This is a genomic window from Paenibacillus sp. SAF-068 (genome assembly GCF_051967555.1).
Taxonomy (GTDB): Bacteria; Bacillota; Bacilli; order Paenibacillales; family Paenibacillaceae; genus Paenibacillus.
Window position 1 is genome coordinate 299135 of the sequence record NZ_JBQCJX010000001.1, and the last position, 19187, is coordinate 318321.

The 19187-nt window shown below is 45.4% G+C and carries 20 protein-coding genes and 1 pseudogene; 9 read left to right on the plus strand and 12 right to left on the minus strand.

Going from position 1 to position 19187, the window contains the following annotated elements:
- The first annotated feature begins 292 nt into the window (after positions 1–292).
- The 3 genes from ACTHPG_RS01230 to ACTHPG_RS01240 all read left to right on the plus strand — a co-directional run bounded on the left by ACTHPG_RS01230 (position 293) and on the right by ACTHPG_RS01240 (position 3600).
- Positions 293–1570: a methyl-accepting chemotaxis protein gene (locus ACTHPG_RS01230; RefSeq protein ID WP_440387268.1), complete on the plus strand. Its 1278-nt coding sequence runs from the start codon at positions 293–295 to the stop codon at positions 1568–1570.
- 199 nt (positions 1571–1769) lie between these two features.
- On the plus strand, positions 1770–2615 hold the full coding sequence (locus tag ACTHPG_RS01235) for a hypothetical protein (protein ID WP_440387269.1): 846 nt from the start codon (positions 1770–1772) through the stop codon (positions 2613–2615).
- A gap of 277 nt (positions 2616–2892) precedes the next feature.
- Positions 2893–3600, plus strand: coding sequence for a stalk domain-containing protein (locus ACTHPG_RS01240; protein ID WP_440387270.1), 708 nt, complete (start codon positions 2893–2895; stop codon positions 3598–3600).
- An 83-nt stretch (positions 3601–3683) separates the two neighbouring features.
- Here ACTHPG_RS01240 and ACTHPG_RS01245 read toward each other — a convergent pair whose 3' ends face one another.
- Positions 3684–4658 (minus strand): ring-cleaving dioxygenase, encoded by a 975-nt coding sequence (locus tag ACTHPG_RS01245; RefSeq protein WP_440387271.1) that lies wholly within the window; start codon positions 4656–4658, stop codon positions 3684–3686.
- A 238-nt stretch (positions 4659–4896) separates the two neighbouring features.
- On the opposite strand from ACTHPG_RS01245, the gene ACTHPG_RS01250 reads away from it, so the two are divergent.
- Entirely contained in the window at positions 4897–5658 is a 762-nt protein-coding gene (locus ACTHPG_RS01250; RefSeq protein WP_440387272.1) for a YwaF family protein, read from the plus strand.
- 140 nt (positions 5659–5798) lie between these two features.
- Here the strand turns inward: ACTHPG_RS01250 and ACTHPG_RS01255 are convergent, their stop codons facing one another.
- From ACTHPG_RS01255 to ACTHPG_RS01265, 3 genes are all read right to left on the minus strand, one after another.
- Positions 5799–6593, minus strand: a complete 795-nt coding sequence (locus ACTHPG_RS01255; RefSeq protein WP_440387273.1) for an SDR family oxidoreductase — start codon at positions 6591–6593, stop codon at positions 5799–5801.
- Between the two features lie 209 nt (positions 6594–6802).
- Complete coding sequence (locus tag ACTHPG_RS01260) at positions 6803–7063, minus strand: YqkE family protein (RefSeq protein ID WP_440387274.1); 261 nt, start codon at positions 7061–7063, stop codon at positions 6803–6805.
- Between the two features lie 432 nt (positions 7064–7495).
- Positions 7496–8146 carry a peptidylprolyl isomerase gene (locus tag ACTHPG_RS01265; RefSeq protein ID WP_440387275.1) on the minus strand — a complete coding sequence of 217 codons (651 nt, stop codon included), beginning with the start codon at positions 8144–8146 and terminating at the stop codon, positions 7496–7498.
- A 256-nt stretch (positions 8147–8402) separates the two neighbouring features.
- Between ACTHPG_RS01265 and ACTHPG_RS01270 the strand changes: the two genes are divergently transcribed.
- Complete coding sequence (locus ACTHPG_RS01270) at positions 8403–9617, plus strand: MFS transporter (RefSeq protein WP_440390067.1); 1215 nt, start codon at positions 8403–8405, stop codon at positions 9615–9617.
- A gap of 158 nt (positions 9618–9775) precedes the next feature.
- Here ACTHPG_RS01270 and ACTHPG_RS01275 read toward each other — a convergent pair.
- From ACTHPG_RS01275 to ACTHPG_RS01290, 4 genes and pseudogenes are all read right to left on the minus strand, one after another.
- Positions 9776–10044 (minus strand): annotated as a pseudogene (locus tag ACTHPG_RS01275) (VOC family protein).
- A 169-nt stretch (positions 10045–10213) separates the two neighbouring features.
- Entirely contained in the window at positions 10214–10408 is a 195-nt protein-coding gene (locus ACTHPG_RS01280; RefSeq protein WP_440387276.1) for a hypothetical protein, read from the minus strand.
- A 39-nt stretch (positions 10409–10447) separates the two neighbouring features.
- Positions 10448–10819, minus strand: a complete 372-nt coding sequence (locus ACTHPG_RS01285) for a hypothetical protein (RefSeq protein ID WP_440387277.1) — start codon at positions 10817–10819, stop codon at positions 10448–10450.
- A gap of 121 nt (positions 10820–10940) precedes the next feature.
- Positions 10941–11102, minus strand: coding sequence for a hypothetical protein (locus ACTHPG_RS01290; protein WP_017690239.1), 162 nt, complete (start codon positions 11100–11102; stop codon positions 10941–10943).
- 145 nt (positions 11103–11247) lie between these two features.
- Between ACTHPG_RS01290 and ACTHPG_RS01295 the strand changes: the two genes are divergently transcribed.
- Positions 11248–11529: a hypothetical protein gene (locus tag ACTHPG_RS01295; RefSeq protein ID WP_278296496.1), complete on the plus strand. Its 282-nt coding sequence runs from the start codon at positions 11248–11250 to the stop codon at positions 11527–11529.
- A gap of 153 nt (positions 11530–11682) precedes the next feature.
- On the plus strand, positions 11683–13581 hold the full coding sequence (locus ACTHPG_RS01300) for an ATP-binding protein (protein ID WP_440387279.1): 1899 nt from the start codon (positions 11683–11685) through the stop codon (positions 13579–13581).
- 77 nt (positions 13582–13658) lie between these two features.
- On the opposite strand, the gene ACTHPG_RS01305 is transcribed toward ACTHPG_RS01300, so the two are convergent.
- Together ACTHPG_RS01305 and ACTHPG_RS01310 are read right to left on the minus strand one after the other, a co-directional pair.
- Positions 13659–13901, minus strand: a complete 243-nt coding sequence (locus ACTHPG_RS01305) for an NHLP leader peptide family RiPP precursor (protein WP_440387280.1) — start codon at positions 13899–13901, stop codon at positions 13659–13661.
- 54 nt (positions 13902–13955) lie between these two features.
- Positions 13956–14903, minus strand: coding sequence for a hypothetical protein (locus tag ACTHPG_RS01310; RefSeq protein WP_440387281.1), 948 nt, complete (start codon positions 14901–14903; stop codon positions 13956–13958).
- 219 nt (positions 14904–15122) lie between these two features.
- On the opposite strand from ACTHPG_RS01310, the gene ACTHPG_RS01315 reads away from it, so the two are divergent.
- Positions 15123–15860, plus strand: coding sequence for a hypothetical protein (locus ACTHPG_RS01315; RefSeq protein WP_440387282.1), 738 nt, complete (start codon positions 15123–15125; stop codon positions 15858–15860).
- Positions 15861–15896: 36 nt separating this feature from the next.
- Here ACTHPG_RS01315 and ACTHPG_RS01320 read toward each other — a convergent pair whose 3' ends face one another.
- Positions 15897–17150 (minus strand): acyltransferase, encoded by a 1254-nt coding sequence (locus tag ACTHPG_RS01320; protein ID WP_440387283.1) that lies wholly within the window; start codon positions 17148–17150, stop codon positions 15897–15899.
- A gap of 176 nt (positions 17151–17326) precedes the next feature.
- Positions 17327–18322 carry an LCP family protein gene (locus tag ACTHPG_RS01325; RefSeq protein WP_440387284.1) on the minus strand — a complete coding sequence of 332 codons (996 nt, stop codon included), beginning with the start codon at positions 18320–18322 and terminating at the stop codon, positions 17327–17329.
- A 184-nt stretch (positions 18323–18506) separates the two neighbouring features.
- Here ACTHPG_RS01325 and ACTHPG_RS01330 point away from each other — a divergent pair, with 184 nt between their 5' ends.
- Positions 18507–19058 (plus strand): undecaprenyl-diphosphatase, encoded by a 552-nt coding sequence (locus tag ACTHPG_RS01330; RefSeq protein WP_440387285.1) that lies wholly within the window; start codon positions 18507–18509, stop codon positions 19056–19058.
- The last annotated feature ends 129 nt before the right edge of the window (positions 19059–19187 follow it).

Here is a 19187-nt window from a genome sequence, read left to right on the forward strand (position 1 = left end):
GCAATGCCGAAGCGCACTCAGTATATCATTTAAGCAAAATGGATGCCAATCTAAATCATTTGGCCTCTTGTGCCGATAATAAATAAAATTAGGGATTTAAAATGGAATATTATTCTATTTTATAAGAAAGGGAGGGGCGGCTAAGCTTGTCTTATACATTATGCGCTTCATGGTAGAGAAGTCATGCATAAACGTTAAATATGGGGCGGATAGAACGTTTTCAGTGATGTATGTCACATGAAATTTGGTACTTGATTGGTAAAATAGGAAAAAAGGACTACGGGGTGTGCACATGAAATGGACTTTAGGAGCAAAGACTGTCGCAGGTCTGGTACTGATTTCGATTATTACGTACGGAACTAGCGGCTTTTTTATATTTTTTGTCAAAGACTGGATTACGTTAGATATTCCAAATTGGGTATACATATCGATCATCCTGATCATGGGGGTATGCTGGAATGGGATCCTCGGGTGGTTTGCCTCGCGATGGCTGACTCGTCCGATTGTTCATCTGTCTCGTGCGGCGCAACAGGTTTCATCTGGCGATCTGACAACAGAAATTCCGCAGCGGCGTACACAGGATGAACTTACGGTATTATATGATGCTTTTCGTGTAATGGTTTCTAATCTCAGAAGTATTGTAAACGATATCGCGGATAGCACACGAACCACATCACAGAATGCACAGTCGCTTAGTGAAGCAATTACCCAAGCTGCGGAGCAGATCGAGATGATGTCAGAAGCGGTGGATCATATTGCGGTAGGCGTAGAAGAGCAGAAGGTCACTTCCCATCATTCTCTGATCACTGCGGATGAGATGTTGAACGATTTCCAGCGTATGCATGGCCAGTCCATGGACATGACAGAGATGTCTGGTCAGATGGAACGGTCGGTGGATCATACCAAACAGACTTTTTCATCGCTGATGAAAGGCATGGACGAGCTGGCCGAGTCGCACAATCGTTCACGCGATATTATGCTGTTACTGGAGAAAGAAGCTTCTGATATCGAGGTAATTACCCAGTCTGTCAAAAATATTGCTGAGGAAACAGGGTTACTTGCCCTGAATGCTTCCATTGAGGCTGCACGAGCTGGCGAAGAAGGTTCTGGTTTTGCAGTCGTGGCGCAGCAGATTCGCAAGCTGGCGGACGAGAGTAAAGAATCGGTACATCGTATTAATGAACTGATTAGTCGTGTGCAGCAGCGGATCAGGGAGACGGCACAACTGTCTCATGAGCAGCATGGTCTCGTGGTTAATGAATCGGAGCGGACCATCTCTGTGGATCAGACGTTGCATGAGCTGACGGGCACGGTGGAAGTATTTATGAAGGGTGCGCATGATATCGGTTCCAAAATTGCAGAGCAGACGGGACGTGTGGAACAAACACATGGTCATGTGAAGAAGATCCAGGGGAAAGCCGGATCGTTCTCGGATGAAGCGAAACGAATTATGGATGCCGCACACGAAGAGACAGCCATCATGGAGGAGATTTCATCCTCGGCTGAAGAACTGAGACAATTAACCGATCGGTTATTGGACAAAACCAAAGCATTCCGGATGCAGCCTTAGGCTGTGTTCGGGATTTTTTTTGCTTTTTTGAAGACCATTTTGGCATGAGAATTTGCTTATTCTGGTTAAAACCGAACGTTCTTTCGTGAAAACGGAAATTTGTAAAGATTATTTTATGAAAGATTAACAAATTCGCAACTTGCGGGCGATAAATGAAGATATAATAGGATTATCACAACAGATAAAGGAGCCCAGTATATTGAAAACTTGGACAGGTATCCTGCTGATGATTATTTTGGCGGTGGCTACGATAAGTACAACTTCGGCTGCCAGAACCATGAATGAATCGCAAAAACAGCTTAATATAGATGATCCATCCAGCCAGACCGCAGTGGTCGAGGCTTCCAATATAGATAAATTGCATGACGCAGCAAAGACAACACAGGAATCGATCCCCGTGAAAGAGGAATACGTTTCAGTAGCTCCAGAGAATGAGAATGTCAGATTATACCCCATGAAAGTTGAGGGTTCAGGATATATATATAACGGCATGATTCTGGAAGTGGACGGCAAGACGCGAGAATTTGGTGATTGGCAGGGAGAAGGCGGGTCGTACAAACCCGAAGTGCACGAGCTGGATCTGAATGGCGACGGCCAGAAAGAGATCGTTGTTTTGTACACGGAAGGACATGGAACAGGTATTTATTTGGGACAAGCACGTATCATTAATCCGGTAACGCTCGAAGAGATGAAGATGCAATCTCTGGATGAGATTGCGAAACAGCATGTGAAGTCGGTAGTTACGGTTAGCTCAGACCGTGTGGATGTGGATGTCACTGTTGATGGCGTTCAAGCAGAACCTTTACAGATTGAAGAAGATACGAGTGGCGGCGTATATAACAAAGAGTTGAAATTCGGTGGAGTAACCTATTACAGCGTGGAGAATGGCCAACTTGTCGTATCCGCAGCAGGATCTTACGGTGCGGCTTTATATGCTGGTGATCTAACATTCGCTTATGAGTATCAGGATGGCGAGTGGAAGGTTGCGAATTTGAAATACAGCATGGAAGTGTATGAAGAAGAATATTATGAATCCTTTGATTGATAGCGTCATATAGACATCTGGTGTGACGAGGGTTGGCAGGTCTCCTGATGAAAGTGAAGTTCTGCCAGACAAGCATGTATAAAGAATATCTGCCTTTCTGCCTTGATAGGCAGCAGGGAACAGGACGAGGCTGAAAAAAAATCGGGACACACAGCCTCGTTTTGTGCTGCCTACTGATAGGAAATATGGACTAAAAATGCAGTTAACAATTGACATTATCACTTTAGTCGTTTAAATGTATAAAGGACTAATCATTTAACGTTCAGGAGGGATTTGGATGAAGAAGAAGGTTGTAATGGGTTTGATGGTAGGCACACTAACGCTTGGGATCGGGACAGGTGCACTTGCAGCAACAGGTTTGGAACAGATTAAAGCGTATTTGAATAGCAAAATTACGTTGAAACTGAATGGCGAGACCGTGACAGCGAAGGATGCCAATGGTAAAACGGTGTTGCCTATTACGTACAACGGAACAACGTATTTGCCAGTTCGTGCGGTTGGAACACTGCTTGGAACTGAAATCAATTATGACGGTGCAACTTCTTCCGTCCTGATCGGTGGAACGAATGGATCTGCGCCCGTAACCAACGGAAAAGTAACGCTGAGTGCACTTGGAACATCCGTACTGGGTTCTACCGCTTGGCACACCAAAGATCCTAAGGATACCACATATAAAGGCAAGGATTACAAGGATGTTTATCTGCATAATGATCCTACGAAACAGGGGGATGATATCCAGATTAATACGGGTAAAAAGTATTCTTCTCTGCACTTGGAACTTGCCGCGCTGAAAGGAAATCAGGAGATTCATATCTATGATCAGGATCTCGCGACACTCAAAAAGTTCAATATCACTCCAGAAAGCGGTATGATGAGTCTAGATGTGGATGTTAAAGGTACAGACGCTGTCTATGTCGAGATTGTATCTGAAGATCCGGGTTCATCGCTGTTTGTGCCTCTTACCACATCATACTTGGTTAAATAAAATAGACGTAATAAAAAACGATTATCAACGATGGTGTTGCTGGATCAAGTCCATAACATACATTGTGATAATCGTTTTTATGTTTAACGAATGACGGTATCCAGCGGTTTGAGATTAGCTTCAATCTCGGCGCGGCGACCTTCAAGGAATGGAGGCAAAGCAAGCGATTCACCCAGATGCTCCAATTCTTCGTCTGTATCAAATCCCGGACCATCGGTTGCAAGTTCGAACAGAATACCGTTTGCTTCACGGAAGTACAGGGAGCGGAAGTAGAAGCGATCTACAAAACCGGAGTTAGGGAATTGGAAGTTACGAACCCGTTCCACCCATTGTTTCAGTTCTTCCTCGTTATCCACACGGAACGCAACATGGTGTACGCTGCCACGTCCAGGACGCTCTTGGGCAAGGTCATTCCGTTCCTCAACATGCACCTCGGAGCCGCTGCCACCTTCACCGGATTCAAAAACGAGTACATCAGGTTGACCTGGAGTAAAGGCTGGGTAACTTCCTTTAGCTCTGAAACCGAGCAGTTCGGTAAGAACCGGAGCGGTAAGAGAAGCATCTTTTACCGTAAGATGGATAGGGCCAAGACCTATAATGCCATACTCGGCAGGCACAGGGCTCTGATCCCATGGTTTACCACCAGCGACACCTGAATTGTTTTCATCCGAGACCAGAATCAGACGTTGTCCTTCAAAGTCTGTGAACGAGAGCGTGGCACGACCGCCGCGTTCAACAATCTCTCCATGCGGAACTTCGAATTCGTCAAATCGTTGCTGCCAGTACGTAAGTGCCGCATCAGTTGGGACACGCAGTGACGTTGCGGAGATGCTGTTCACGCCTTCACGAGTCTGTCCAGCCATCGGAATCTCGAAGAAGGTAAGTTCTGTACCTGGATTGCCTTTCTCATCGCCATAGAAGAGGTGGTAGACGGACACGTCATCCTGGTTAACTGTTTTTTTGATCAGTCGCAGACCCATGACATTGGTGTAGAAACGATAATTCTGATCGGCATGTGCTGTTAGAGCGGATACGTGGTGAAGTCCTTTGATTTGCATAATTATTCCTCCAGTTCAGTTGAACAAATTTTGAGTGTATTTTTAAATGATTTTTGATTATGAAAGTTACTAACTTTTTGTTTGTTTTGTTCTGAATTTATCTTAACATAAAGATATTTAAATTACAATGCTTATTTAGAATTCCAACTAGACAGCTCTTTCATTCAATGGCAAAATGAAAAAGTTAACAGTAAAGAGAGATACTGTTGGTAAGATGACTTCAAAGGAGAGAAGAGGTATGGCGTATCCACCATGGCTGGACCCTTACGATGCAGAGCCTTTTATTCTGTTCTCCACTTCACATATCGTAACCATTAGCTTAATTACAGCATTGATTATACTGTTGTTTTTGCTTCGACATCGGCTTCGGTCCTGGTCAGAGAGGGCACGCCGTACACTGCGGATTGTTCTTGCTTGTGTCATGTTCGGCTGTGAAATCGTGTTGCAGCTCTGGTACATATATGGCGGCGTATGGAGCCTGCAGACGTCACTGCCACTCGAACTATGCAGTCTGTCTTTGTTATTATCTGCTTTGCTACTACTGACACGCAGTCGACTGTTACATTCTGCACTGCTGTTTGCAGGCATTGCTGGAGCTCTAATGGCGATCCTGACTCCCAATCTCGGCTATGGATATGCACATTTTCGATTCATTCAATTTTTCGTTGCTCATGCCTGTATCATTCTGGCTTTACTCTACATGACCTGGGTGGAACAGCTGAAGCCCAGCTGGAGATCTGTAGCAGGTTCGATGATATTTGTGAATGTGGCGGCACTAGTCGTATACGTTGTAGATGTCATGCTTGACGCGAATTACATGTTTTTGAGATATAAACCGAGTACACCCTCGGTGCTTGATATGCTAGGTCCGTATCCCATATATATTCTTGGGGAAGAGATACTTGCGCTAGTCTTGTTCTCGCTGATGTACGTTTTGCTCTTTGCCATTCCAGACCGGATGAATCATCGTGTGAAGAAAGGTAAAAGCTCAGCGGTATAGCGATGATGCTTGACATTGCCACTGCGCCGAATTATAAACTTCCTATAAATAAAACATCCCGCAGTAATCTGACCGGATCAGATCGCTTGCGGGATGTTTGGGCGTTGTCCCTGAATTGGGGCAACTTATATTGATATGTTTTATCCACGGAGCAGAGATTCCGCACCATCCACGTAAATTCGTGTACCTGTAACATGAGAGGCTTCATCGGAAGCGAGGAACAGCACAAGATTCGCCACTTGTTTCGACGTTCCGGGTTCGCCCTTAAGCGGATGTTCATGACCCTCAGGGAATTCTACAGGAATCTGTACTTCTTTCAGATCATCGGATGGGTAGGTGTTATCGTCAATGTTGGTATCAATGGCTCCCGGGCAGACGGCGTTTACACGGATTTTATAACGTGCCAGCTCCAGTGCAGCCATCTTCGTAAACGCAGTTTGTCCTGCCTTGCTGGAAGCGTATGCAGAGAAACCGATTCCTGAGAAGACCCGGTTACCGTTGATGGAACTGGTGATAATGATGCTGCCACCATGTTCTTTCAGATGGGGGATGGCATATTTGACGGTTGCGAATGTTCCGCGCATATTGATCTCCATCGTCTGATCCCAGTCCTCCATTTCCATCGTTTCAATCGGAGCCATTGTTCCGTTAATGCCGGCATTGGCAAATATGATATCCAGTTTGCCGGCTTCAGCCGCGGCCTGGTTGATCGCCTGTTGCACATTGTCCGGTTTGGAGATATCACATTCAATCACATACGCTTCTCCGCCAGCCTTTTCAATCATCTGTTTTGTTTCCTCTGCAGTTTCGGGTGTACGATCCAGCATGTACACTTTGGCTCCATGCTCGGCGAAACGAATAGCGGTAGCCTGACCAATACCCGATCCACCTCCAGTTACAATCGCGACTTTGCCTTCCAAACGTTGTTCAGTCATCTCTGATCCCTCCGTATGGGTTAGATTTCGTTGTACGCTCTACTTCTACATACCCGGCTCAAGACTGGTGAATCATACGTGTCCATATCAAAAAGAACAGGACCGCAATGCGGTCCTGTTCTGTGAGCAGATCAGATTCATGATCTGTCTGCTTGCAATTTTATTTTGGCAGGTGGAAGGGAGTAGACACCCTCAGATCATGCCCTGGCTTACTTATGTTTCTTCCAGTCCATAGCGCTGTTATTGAGCAGATATTCGAAGTCATTCTCCCGGCGCTTTTGCTCCGCTTGGCGAGCTTCTTCTGCTTGCTGACGTTCCTGCTCTTTAAGTGCCGCCTCGGCAGCCTTTGCCTCATCTGCCTGAGCTTTCAGTTTCTCCAGCACATCACTGCTTAGCAGATCTTTCAGTGTTGTAGGTTTATCCTGTGCCGCTGCTTTGGGAGCAGGGGGGCGTTTTTTGGATTTTGCCATAGGAAAATCTCCTTTCCAAACATGAATCAGGTTCCATTTATCGTACAGTAGTCATAGTATATCAGGTTCCCGTAATGCATTCCATGAAACTGCGGAACAAAAGCAGGAAAATGAGGGTTGCGTGGCGAATGAAATCGGGTATAAAATCATATACTATTACCGATACTGCGACTATTCCCTAGAGAAAGGAGTCGTTGTTCGTGGAAGTAAACCGTGGTTTACTGAAAGGGCTTGCATGGGGTGTTGCCTTTAGCTGCCCGTTATGGATTGCGATTATCGGCTGGTTACGTTTGATGGGATGGATGTATTGAGGATGATGCCGGAAGAGGTCATTTTTTATAAAGTCATATATGTAACCGCTATCATTAGAATCATTAAATAAAGCTCTGCCTTGCGTTTTCGCACAGGACAGAGCTTTTTGTTTAGAATTCATTAAGGCATTTTTACCGGTTCTGGATATTCCAGACCATGGGTATCCACCGTAACTTTTTTCATGACTTGATCGGTATCGGGTTTGTCTTTTATTTTGCTTATTTTCTGAGCTGCAATACCATCAACGACTTCTAAACCTTCGGTTACTTTACCGAAGGAAGCATAGGCATTGTCCAGATGATCAGCATCAGCAAGCATAATGAAGAACTGGGAACCAGCTGAGTCCAGATTATCTCCACGGGCCATGGAAATGACTCCACGGGTATGATTCAGGTGATTTTTGTGACCATTGGATGTAAATTCACCCTTAATGGCATACCCAGGGCCGCCTCGGCCATTGCCCTCTGGATCTCCACCCTGAATCATGAAGCCCGGAATGACCCGGTGAAAGATCAGGCCGTCATAGAACCCTTTATTCGCAAGGGAAATGAAATTATTTACCGTATTGGGTGCAATTTCGGGATATAGCTCAATGACGATCTTCTGTCCATCGGCCATTTCAATGGTAGCTATCGGATTGGGACCCGTTGGTTCAACTGGGGCTGGTGTTTCCGTAGCGCCACTCGAAGGACGTCCACAACCACTAATAACTATAAGCAACATCGCGAGAACCAGCGAGACTACTGTGTTTTTTTTCCACCGTAAAGACATGAAAACGTTCCTCCTTGCATCTCTGCATGATATATTTTCTCCAAATCATATTTGGATATTTACCCAACTATCATACCGTTTTTGTGGACAGAATGGCAATGCAATACGTGTGGTTATGGTGAACAAGGGATGGCCTTCATGGAATGATGGGTGTAAAATAAGGAAAATGCTTCCGCATCGGGGACGTACGGGTCTGTTCCGTCCGCTCCAATACACGGCAGTCCCGGCGTCAGTAACGGAAAGGGCGTGCGGGTATATGAACTTCTCGTGGAAGCGAAATCTGGTCATATTGTGGATTGGTGTATTTTTTTGCAGCACGGCGTATTCCATCTCGATCCCATTTTTGCCCCTGTTTCTAAGTGCGGACTTGGGGGTTCGTGATCACCTGGAGTTATGGTCGGGACTGGCCTTCGGCATTACGTTTCTCGCGAGTGCGCTCGTGTCTCCGTTCTGGGGATCACTGGCTGATAAATACGGTCGCAAGCCCATGCTGATCCGGTCGGGATACAGCCTTGCCGTCTTGTATTTCATCAATTATTTTGTGCAGGACCCCTATTCGCTCATTGTTGTTCGATTGTTTCAGGGACTGCTTGCCGGGTTTGTTCCAGCAGCGATTGCCTTGGTAGGCACGAATACACCTGAAGAGAAGACCGGTTATGCACTGGGGATTATGTCTACTGCAGGAGCCACTGGCGGTATTATTGGACCGTTAATTGGTGGCGTGGTGAGTCACTATTATGGAAACCGGAATGCATTTTTGTTTTCGGCTATTGTTGTATTAGTCTCAGCTATCATCGCAACCTTTTGGGTAAAAGAAGAGAACTTTAATCGAAATAAAGCTCGTTCCCATGTCATGGATGACATCCGTGAAGCGAGAGCGAACCGATTGTTTATGACGGTGCTTGGCATGATGGGCATATGTACCTTCTCCGTCATGATTCTGGAGCCACTATTGACAGTCTATGTGATGGAAATGGGTGTTCAGCCGGATCGTGCTTCACTCAGCTCGGGTATTATTTTTTCAGCGGTGGGAGTAGCGACAGTTATTATGGCACCCCGTTGGGGCAAGATTGGTTCAAGGATTGGATACGGTAAAGTGCTGATCATTGGACTGGTCGGTGGGGCTGTAGGGAATCTTCTGCAGTTCTTTACAACCGGTTATATCGCTTTTGGCATTTTGCGATTTGTGTATGGTTTATTCTTTGCGGCTGTATTTCCGGCAATTAACGCCATGATTGTGCAGGCTACCGCATCGAGTTTCAGGGGAAGAGCCTTTAGTCTGAATCAGTCCGCTGCCCAGATCGGGACCATGGCGGGACCGATTATTGGTGGGGTTCTCGGTGGCTGGCTGCCGATACGCTGGATTTTTATCATTAATGGACTTGCACTGATTATCACTGCGATTGTAGCGAAGTGGTCGGGATTGGATCACAAGCTGCCTGGAGCAGGTAAAGTTCCCGCAAAGCGATGACAGCTGGAACAGGTATTAAATACTCTATAGAAATGCAAAGAGAGATGGCACTGTAAGCATACAGTCGTCATCTCTCTTTGGTACATATTCAGATAGCAGGGAATTTGGGCACATGTGTATAACACGTCCATCCAAGTCTGATCTTGGAAGCTTGGTGATTACTTCACACGCTTGGAAATGGGGTGATCCTCATTCATTTCCAACAGGTCCCACAAATTCCCGTATAAATCTTTAAAAACAGCTACTGTTCCATAAGATTGTTCTTGGGGGGGCTCTAACAAATTCGATTCCTCTAGAGACCATCTCATTACAATCTCTCCAAAAGTCATCTGTGTTTAAATGTGAAGTTCAACTTTTTTGTATAAAATGCTATTGCTTCATCATAATCTTTCACAACCAATGCAATATGTACGATAGACTGAATCATATACTCATTCTCCTTCATACCAGTCATAACTTTTGTAATATGTATCTTTTATAATAATGGAAGGGCACTTTTTTGACTATACTGCCAGATTAGGAATCTGTGATTAAACGCCAAAGAAACCCCTTTACAAGAGGTTTCTGTAAGTCTGGAATGATCATTGTCCAAGTGATTATTGATCATCGGAAGAGGGCTTGCGAGAAGCCTTCTCTTTGGGAATGGCATGCTCCACGGCATCACGTTGATCCTCATCCTCAAGCGCTTCGGGGAAGGAGTCCTCAGTGAATAGTCCGAAATTCGGGTCAATGTCTCGTTCGGTTACGAGATTATCCGGTTTCTGCACATCCTTATGGCGATCTTCCTTCATCGTGTATGCACCTCCTCATTCAGGATGTCATAACAGCCATTAATGTCGTGGGGGAATGTCGTTCTCTGGTTTCGCATCCGCACCAGCACCATTGAGCAGATCGGTACCATGCAGTGCATCCGGATCGGGGGCAGCAGGATCAACTGGACTGTTCGGTTGCAGAAGGTCTGCATCCGGTACAGATTCCAGCGGTGTCTCAGCCAACCGTGAATCCAATTCCGGCTCTTCCATAGCAGTCGCAGCTACGGGTGTCAGATCCGAATCTCCCGTTACAATACGTCTGCCGGAAACTTCATCAAAGGTATCCATATCTCCTACGGGAACTTCCGTCTCTGCTGGAATATCGCGGGACCTTTGATAACGGTCATAATAGCGGTCGCTCTCTTCATTACTAATTGGTTTGTCAGACATGATTGACACTTCCTTTCATTATCGGTTGTCCAAAGCTTCTTACCCCGTAGTTACCCAAAGCACTCGTGTTGTAATCTTGCAAAGCTTATTATCCCCGGGTGTTGGCTACGATATGAATGCCTTAGAATTTGGGGAATACATATTTAACCAAGAAGTATAAGAATCCGAAAAAGATAATGATATAAGCGGCATATTTAATAAATGTGGAAGCGACCATACTTGAATCGGATTTATGCTGAACATCCTTATGTTCCACTTCAACCGTACGATGTGGCTCGTTCATTTCCATCATCTCCTTAGTGTGTTTGTTTGCTTTGAGAAACCATTACACCCGTAACAAAGGATTGAATCGCGGTCACCGTTTTTACAGCTTTTCCTGTTTTGCCTATGTTATGATAAAGCGTGAATATGTAAGGGAGGGATCTCAAATGGACTGGTTCACACTGGGCAATATGATCACACGAATACGTATCGGGCAAAAGGCATCCACACCCGGATTCTCCCGTACTGTCATCCGTCGTCCGGATGGTTTGTTTTGGGTAGGCGGTATATGGTCCGGGCAAGTTGTCCAGTTGCGGGATTTCCTTTTTTCCGACATATGGACCATCTATGATGATGAGGAGACAGAGCAGTGGCTTGAATTCCGCAGTCAAGTTGAACAGAAAGAACGGGAAATGATAGTAAACCAGTTCGAAGACTTGCGAGGGTAATTGAATATCTTTAACAATAAATTGGAAATAAGACTATAAATCGACTTAAATGTGAAATTTCATTTGATCTCAAGAAGGTGACGTGACAAACGGTGGCGAATGATAAATGAGAGAATCTAAGATAGGTAAAATTAGAACTTTGAGGTGCTGTGAATGAAAAATGTGCCCAAAGCTATCGTCATCTTATGGATGAGTGTATTGATTATTCTAGGTATGCCACATGGAATAGTCTTTGCGACTACAGGAGCGATTCAGCAGCCTGTATCCATTACAGGATGGGAAGTAAAATGGGGGAACGTTGACGATCAAGGGTTCATCAATGAGGTTAAGAGAGCAGACGAGATATGGGAAAAGCAGGGTATTGATAAGTTGGAGTATAGCAACACGGATCAATCGAGTTCCTTATGGACTCGCCTGACCATCCCTGAATTGACTGAGGAAAGTTCTGCCATTCGATTTGAGAACATTAAAGGCAATCATATTGTGATCTATCTGGAGGACCGCAAGGTCTACGAGAACTACCATTACAATTATGATAATAATGCTGTGTTGCTGCCCTTATCCAGCGAAAATTCGGGTGACACGCTCTATGTATGGTCGCAAAATGAGAAAGGTCGTCTGGGCATACAGGGTACTGTTCAGGTTGGACCTTATGCCGCGTTGCAGGAAAAATATATCCATAACGGGCTTATTGATGTCATTTTGGGCGCGACCTTTGTTTTCACCGCGATCACGATGCTGAGTTGTACGTTCTTTCTTGGCAAATTCCATAAGGGATTATGGATTTCACTCTGCATGGTGATGGGGTCAATCGGCACAATGATCATCACGTACTCGCAATTTTTGTATACATTCTATCAAGTATATGGTGATCTGTATTCTGTAGTTTTTGATCTGGCAATGCTGCTGGGTATGCCTGCTTTATGTTATTTTTTTGAACAGATTATCGGGCCAGGACTGCACGGGATCTTCACCAAACTGCGAAAAATACAATTCATATATTCAGCTGTCGCTGTGTTTTCTCTATTTATTTATGTTATTTCAGGCGGACAATGGGACATGTTATATAATCTGCTCGTACAGCGTGTGGTCGGCATTGTGCTGGTCATCCTGCTGACCATCCTGTTGGTGGGTACCATCGCCAAAGCACTGCAACGGAATCGGGAAGCCATGCTGCTTGCGACTGGATTCGGTACATTTGCCTTGATCAGTGTGGCTGAACTGTTGTGGTATTATCAGCGGAGTGGGACGTATCATCTGTTATGGTGGAAATGGTCCATGGTTGCATTTGTAATCTCGCTGATTGCCATTCTCGGAAGTCGTTTCGCCGAAAAACATACCAAAGTTCTAGAGTATTCCAAGGAACTGGAGTTGTTCAACAATGAGTTGCAGCGATCGGAGAAGATGGAGATTATTAGTGAATTGGCTGCTTCCGTTGCCCATGAAGTACGTAATCCGCTTCAAGTGACAAGAGGATTCCTGCAACTTATGACCGAACAGGAAGACAACAAAAACAAGGGCTATGTGCGTATTGCACTGGAGGAACTCGATCGGGCTTCAGGCATCATAACGGACTTTCTTACCTTTGCCAAACCTGAGTTTGACCATATTATCTCGCTTAATATCTCGGATGAGTTCAATCATATTGAAGGCATTCTAGTACCCATGGCTAATCTGGAAGGTGGCAAAATCACAACCGACATTCCGCCAGATTTATATATTCGGGGTAATTCCTCGAAGTTCAAGCAGGCTTTTATCAATATCATCAAGAACAGCATTGAAGCACTGCAGGGGCAAGGCCAGATTGATATTTGGGCGTACAAGCAGGATGGAATGATTAAGGTACATGTCAGGGATAACGGAGAAGGAATGGACGAGGAAGCACTCTCCCGGTTGGGCGAGCCTTATTTCTCCAATAAAATTAAAGGCACAGGTCTGGGCATGATGGTGACATTCCGAATTGTTGAAGCAATGCAAGGGCAGATCAACTTTACAAGCACCAAAGGGGTAGGAACAGAAGCGGTTGTATCTTTTGTCGAGTTCGTCGAATGACGAACTCACAGAAGCATACAGCGGCTTTTTTTGTTCCCACCCCTGATTTCTTACTTTACCAAATTAACTCACCCGAATTAACTTCGCCAAGGTCCGCAATTCACATCATAATTCACTTTGGAAGGATTGGGAGGTATGACAAGCACATAGTCATTCTGCTGCTCCTCAACGGTACGTACCTGAATGTGCTCCGGAATTATGATACCGAAAGCTTCACGAAGCGCCTGCTTCGGATTGGAGTGCAATTGTTGTCTGAATTGCTCGTCAGTCCAAGCCTTTTCAATAATATCCTCATGCAACGTTTTCTCTGATACCATCATCGTCAACATTCCCTTCATATTTGAAATTAAACTGAATCAGTGTAGTCCTGATGCTCAGAATTCCAACTGTTGTTCGCTGATCCAGTGATGAAACCCGCCTTGGAGGAGCTGTTTTTTCCGTTGTGTAATGTCCTGAACAGCTTGTACTAAAGTGCTGCATAAATAAGAATCAAACGCCTCGAGATGCGATATTCCTAAGTTAGACGATGTTAATGTACGATTATAGTGATAAGCAATGTCAACGTAAGAGTTCATGAGTTGTGTGTTGTATACATTGTCATGTATACGTTCACTAAGAGGATGAGTGGGATAGTTGTGCTCCAGTGCTGCGGATATGTGGGAGAGGTAGCTGTTGTAGTTTCCATGCACAGCATCTTGTTGTATGTCTGTGAAGTCATCGGTCATCTGAAGTGTCATAAGTGTGATGTTGATGGCAGCGCATACCGGGCTTATCCGGTTGGACTGATTCAGCAGAAGGAGTGCTCCCGTGGCTCCAATGAGCAGTGGGGCAGCCTTTTGAGCAATCAACAAGGGATGCTGCTGGAAATAATCAATGGAATGTTCACCCGTAACACTCACGGCCCAATCCACTACATATTGTCTGAAATAGACCCAGAACGTGGAGGAAGGATCGAATAATACCGAGTAAGCCTGAAGCGCATCCATGTAGTATAGATTACCGAGGGATAACTTCAGTGTGGCATTCTCCGGTTGTTCATCCATCACGTCGTCCTGATTCAGAAAATATAACATGTGAATAAGACAGGCTGTACTTAATTGGTGTGCTTTCTCCTGAGGGAGTTGATCTGATTGCTGCATCCAGAGTGGAGTGATGTATCCGATATAGCTGTGACCCGAATCTCGTAACAGGGGATTAACCGAATGAAGTTGCTCCAATGCATGTCCTGACAAGGGTTCGGGATATTTCCGTACGAGTTGTTCCGCTGAAGCGAACACAACCTCCAGATCGGATCTAAACGGATTTAACCAATCTCTCCGCATCGTTATCTCTCGTCCTTCCTGTGATAAGGTAACTCAGGACTGTTCGACTGTATCATGAAGTTACATCTAGTATAGCGGAAATAAAATGAAAAAAATAGGATTTTTTGTGATCATTTGTGAGAAAAATGATGACTTTTTGTATTTTATGGCATAAAAAAGTGGATTTTAGGCTCAAACTAGGAAGGCACAGGATTTCGACATCGGAAAGGCGGCAGAAAAATGAATTTGAAATGGAAAACATGGATGGCAGCCGGATTGGCAGCCGTAGTCATAACAGCAGCAACAGGACATGTAGCATTCGCCGATTCAATGGTTCGGGCCGAGGAACATGACGATACGTCACAAGCTTCTTCCTCCGGCAAACCAGCGAAGCCATGCATGGAGGCAGGACACGGTCTGTTCATGATTGGTGAAACGGCAGACTTGCTTGGGATTGGACTCCGGGATCTGAAAGAACAGATGGAACTCGGCAAGACATTGTCACAGATAGCCAAAGAGCGTAAGGGACTTAGTGAGGATCAGTTATTGCAGAAGCTGAAGCCTACACTTGCACAGCGTCTGGATCAAGCTGTAGAAGAAGGGTGTCTCACCAAGGAACAAGCTGCAGCCACGAAGGCGGACATGGATACCAAGCTAAAAAAGGTAATCAATACCCCTCTTCGTGATTTGCGCCGTGAATTTGCCCATCATGGCAAACGTTCCATGGTAGATAAGGGCGAAATTGCCCGGTTTATTGGAATCACCCCTGCTCAACTGCACGAACAGCTTCAGGGAGGGAAATCCCTGGCTGAGATTGCTCAGGCAAAAGGCATTAGCGAGACGCAATTGGTGGACAAGCTTAAGGAACAATTAACGGGTGATCTGAAGAGGTTTGTGAATCAGAAGGGCAAGGTGCATCCAGCCCCAGGTCCCCAGGAACCTGTTCCTGGAAGATCAACTTCGAGCGAAGTAAAATAAAGAAGAGCGTCTCCGTGAGGGGACGCTCTTCTTGCTTTAAACCGGTTCACTCGTTCCCGGACTACGCGTTGCGCCGGGTGAAGGTGTTCGCTCAGGTGAATTTCTTTGGTCTACAGCAGCTGATGGGTTGGGAGTTAAACGTGGTTTGCGCATTAAGCCTACAGTAAAACGTGAGCCGGGAAGTTTGGAAAGTGCCCAGCTGATTGCGAGGGCCATACCAACCGTTACAAGGAACGATAGCAACGTCACAGGCAGATGCCATCCACTGAGTTGAAGCGGTCTGGTTACGTAAGCGATCGCATAGATCACCAGTGCATGAACCAGATATCCACCAAACGAATAGCGGCCAATCCAGGCTAACAGGCGCTGAAACCGTGTATCTTTGCCCCGCATCAGTACAAGGAAACCATACATCATAAGCATCTGAGCCATAATGATCAGGAAGGTGGTTGGTTTCAGATAGGTGGAGATATTCAGATTAACCACATCCCCAGACCCACGCAGCACATCATAACCAAGCCATACATACATCCCTGCAAACAGACAGATTGTCCATGGCAGTACCTTCGTGGTCCAACTCCTCCAGCTATCCACTGACCAGGCACATACGGCACCCAGCAGAAAGTAGAACCAGTACATCACCCATGAATAGGAGCGATATTGCAGCAATGTTGACCATGGCTCGGACATGGATTCTGTCCATCCCCCCATATTATAATACGACCATTTCATAAGGAGGGCGTAGAATGCAGCTGCAAAGAGAATTAGTGCCACACTAACTTGCATGGGCGTGAAACGAATGACGTTTTGGATACGTCTCTGAATGGCTTTTGCTCCTGTCCAAAACAGGGGGAACAGGATATAGAACTGAAACACCATAATGACAAACCAGAGATGATATCCCGTCTGTGGTATAAATAGTTCACGAACAAGACTGCGCATATCCGGTATGCCAGCAAGCCAGAATGCGGGGGTGAACACACGTACAGCAAGCCAATAGACGAGTGTCCATACGACAAACGGCATATAGATATCGCCAAATCGCTTTCGAATGAAGCGAGGATAATCCGGTTTGGCGTTACGGTGATGGTAAAACAACATGACGCCCGATAGAAATACAAACGTTGGCGTACCGAATCGGGTCAGATGATAAATCATCGTCAGCATAATGGAATCCGGTTGCTCAATATCGGCGCGATAGATATACTCAGCGATATTATGCTGCATGACGATCGCCAGAAAGGCCATGCCCCGCAGCTCGGTCCATTCCGCTATTCGCGGTTTTTTCACATGAAGTCCTCCCTTCAATAACCGGAGTTCATCATATAAGGGTACCTGTTAAACATTAAGGCTGCATTAAATGGAGAAAATAGGTACAAAAAAAGACGGCTTTGGCCGTCTTTTCTGTTGGTATAAAACTTGAATATGCGTTGTTCAATATCGCTTTATTTTCATGCCTGTTATTCTCAGTTCTGTTCGTCTGATGATGGAGACTCTGGGGACGCAGCATCTTCTTCAAACAGTTTCTGAATATAGGACTGGAGTTTGGTTACATTGACACCCAGCACCTGAGCAGAACCTACAAGTTCATTGGTAAGCAGTTTGTTCGGTGGAATCTGCTGCTGGTCTATTTCGTTCGCATGGATGTCGAAGCCCAGTGATGCGAGTTTCAACATCTGGGTTGGACTAAGATCTGTCTCAATGTATGGAGCGATCGCTTCCAGGATGTCCGGGATTTTGAAGAGCGAAGTGGTGCTCTGCATCTTCTTGGCCAGTTCGGTCATGAAGATTCGCTGCCGTTCGGTACGGGTGAAATCCGAGGTGGCATCATGCCGGAACCGAACATATTGAAGGGCAGTTTTGCCATCCATATGCTGCAATCCCTTTTTTAAATCGATATCGTACATATGTTTATCCGCTTTACTGGTGTAATACATGTCTTTCTCCACATCGATCTCAATACCGCCTACCGCATCTACGAGTGCCATGAAGCCTGTAAAGTCCGTGTAGACATAGTGCTGAATGGGAATGCCGAGCAGATCACTGACCGTTTGTTTGGTCAGCTCTGCACCTCCGTAGGAGAAGGCTGCATTAAGCCTGCTTTTGCCATGCCCGGGGATGGCGACATAGGTATCTCGAAGTACGGAGAACAGATGGGCTTTCTTACTTACCGGATCAATGGAAGCGACCATAACCGAGTCAGAACGCCCTGCATCGTCTCCTCTGGAGTCCCCGCCAAGCAGCAAGATGTTTACCCGTTCCTGGCCCTCCCATTTGGGAATCGTTGTAGTCGGAGCGTCTGAATCGCTGGTGGTGCCTGAAGAAGACGAGTTGGATGAAGTTCCGGAAGCAGTTGAGATGCTATTGGCAAAATGAACAATCGAATATCCGTAATATACAATGACACCTGTAACCGCAAGTGCCAGGGTCAGGGCTGTACCCCATAACCATTTTTTAAGCATAATCTTCACCTTTCTATGAATGAACTGATATGTAACCCAAACTAGTTTAACAAAAAGAAAGCAAAATGTCCTCTTTGATTTCGTAACTTCGGTCAATGTGAGGATTGTTTGACAAATGGTTAGTGTATATTTAGTATGTGAAAAATAATCTTGTTTTGTGTAATGGAGGTATTAAAAGCTAGTTATGAATCAATCCGTATTTCATTGGATTAATCAGTTTGCAGACCGGATTCCATTTCTGGACTGGTTTATGATTGCATCATCGGAGTATGCGGTCTGGGTTATGATTGCACTGCTCATTATTGTATGGTTTCTCGGTGATCCATCAAAACAGCGAATCGTCTTCTATGCCTGCGTGGCTTCCATTGTAGCGCTAGTTCTGGCCAAATGGGGCATATCACCAGCAGTAGGACATCCAAGACCTTTTGTGGAGGGAAACGTACATCAGCTGGTTGCTCATGTACCTGATCCATCTTTTCCAAGTAAGCATGCTTCCTTCGTATTTGCTCTAGCGGCTGCTTCATTCTTTATTGGACGTCGCTTTGGGTTATGGATGCTGTTACTTGCTGCGTTGACTGGAGTGTCTCGTATATATGTTGGTGTGCATTATCCAGGAGATATCCTGGGGGGATTCCTTCTCGGTAGTCTACTCAGCGTGGTGCTGATTACAACCCGCAATTATACCAAGTCGATTCCCGACTTCTTCATTAACATGCACCGACGTGTTTTTCGATAGCGATTGATAGCAATATGTGGGGAAGTTGCCTGGTTTCGTTCAATTCAAGAAGTCTCTTATCTCTGGTTTTTCCAAAGATGGGAGACTTTTTTGTGTTATATTCGAAGTTACATGAAATTTACAGAAATT

Excerpts from the sequence above, each read along its gene's own strand:
- ACTHPG_RS01230 (WP_440387268.1), top strand. The coding sequence starts at position 293 with ATGAAATGGACTTTAGGAGCAAAGACTGTCGCAGGTCTGGTACTGATT.
- ACTHPG_RS01240 (WP_440387270.1), top strand. The coding sequence starts at position 2,893 with ATGAAGAAGAAGGTTGTAATGGGTTTGATGGTAGGCACACTAACGCTT.
- ACTHPG_RS01245 (WP_440387271.1), bottom strand. The coding sequence starts at position 4,658 with ATGCAAATCAAAGGACTTCACCACGTATCCGCTCTAACAGCACATGCC.
- ACTHPG_RS01250 (WP_440387272.1), top strand. The coding sequence starts at position 4,897 with ATGGCGTATCCACCATGGCTGGACCCTTACGATGCAGAGCCTTTTATT.
- ACTHPG_RS01255 (WP_440387273.1), bottom strand. The coding sequence starts at position 6,593 with ATGACTGAACAACGTTTGGAAGGCAAAGTCGCGATTGTAACTGGAGGT.
- ACTHPG_RS01260 (WP_440387274.1), bottom strand. The coding sequence starts at position 7,063 with ATGGCAAAATCCAAAAAACGCCCCCCTGCTCCCAAAGCAGCGGCACAG.
- ACTHPG_RS01265 (WP_440387275.1), bottom strand. The coding sequence starts at position 8,146 with ATGTCTTTACGGTGGAAAAAAAACACAGTAGTCTCGCTGGTTCTCGCG.
- ACTHPG_RS01270 (WP_440390067.1), top strand. The coding sequence starts at position 8,403 with ATGAACTTCTCGTGGAAGCGAAATCTGGTCATATTGTGGATTGGTGTA.
- ACTHPG_RS01280 (WP_440387276.1), bottom strand. The coding sequence starts at position 10,408 with ATGAAGGAAGATCGCCATAAGGATGTGCAGAAACCGGATAATCTCGTA.
- ACTHPG_RS01285 (WP_440387277.1), bottom strand. The coding sequence starts at position 10,819 with ATGTCTGACAAACCAATTAGTAATGAAGAGAGCGACCGCTATTATGAC.
- ACTHPG_RS01290 (WP_017690239.1), bottom strand. The coding sequence starts at position 11,102 with ATGAACGAGCCACATCGTACGGTTGAAGTGGAACATAAGGATGTTCAG.
- ACTHPG_RS01295 (WP_278296496.1), top strand. The coding sequence starts at position 11,248 with ATGGACTGGTTCACACTGGGCAATATGATCACACGAATACGTATCGGG.
- ACTHPG_RS01300 (WP_440387279.1), top strand. The coding sequence starts at position 11,683 with ATGAAAAATGTGCCCAAAGCTATCGTCATCTTATGGATGAGTGTATTG.
- ACTHPG_RS01305 (WP_440387280.1), bottom strand. The coding sequence starts at position 13,901 with ATGATGGTATCAGAGAAAACGTTGCATGAGGATATTATTGAAAAGGCT.
- ACTHPG_RS01310 (WP_440387281.1), bottom strand. The coding sequence starts at position 14,903 with ATGCGGAGAGATTGGTTAAATCCGTTTAGATCCGATCTGGAGGTTGTG.
- ACTHPG_RS01315 (WP_440387282.1), top strand. The coding sequence starts at position 15,123 with ATGAATTTGAAATGGAAAACATGGATGGCAGCCGGATTGGCAGCCGTA.
- ACTHPG_RS01325 (WP_440387284.1), bottom strand. The coding sequence starts at position 18,322 with ATGCTTAAAAAATGGTTATGGGGTACAGCCCTGACCCTGGCACTTGCG.
- ACTHPG_RS01330 (WP_440387285.1), top strand. The coding sequence starts at position 18,507 with ATGAATCAATCCGTATTTCATTGGATTAATCAGTTTGCAGACCGGATT.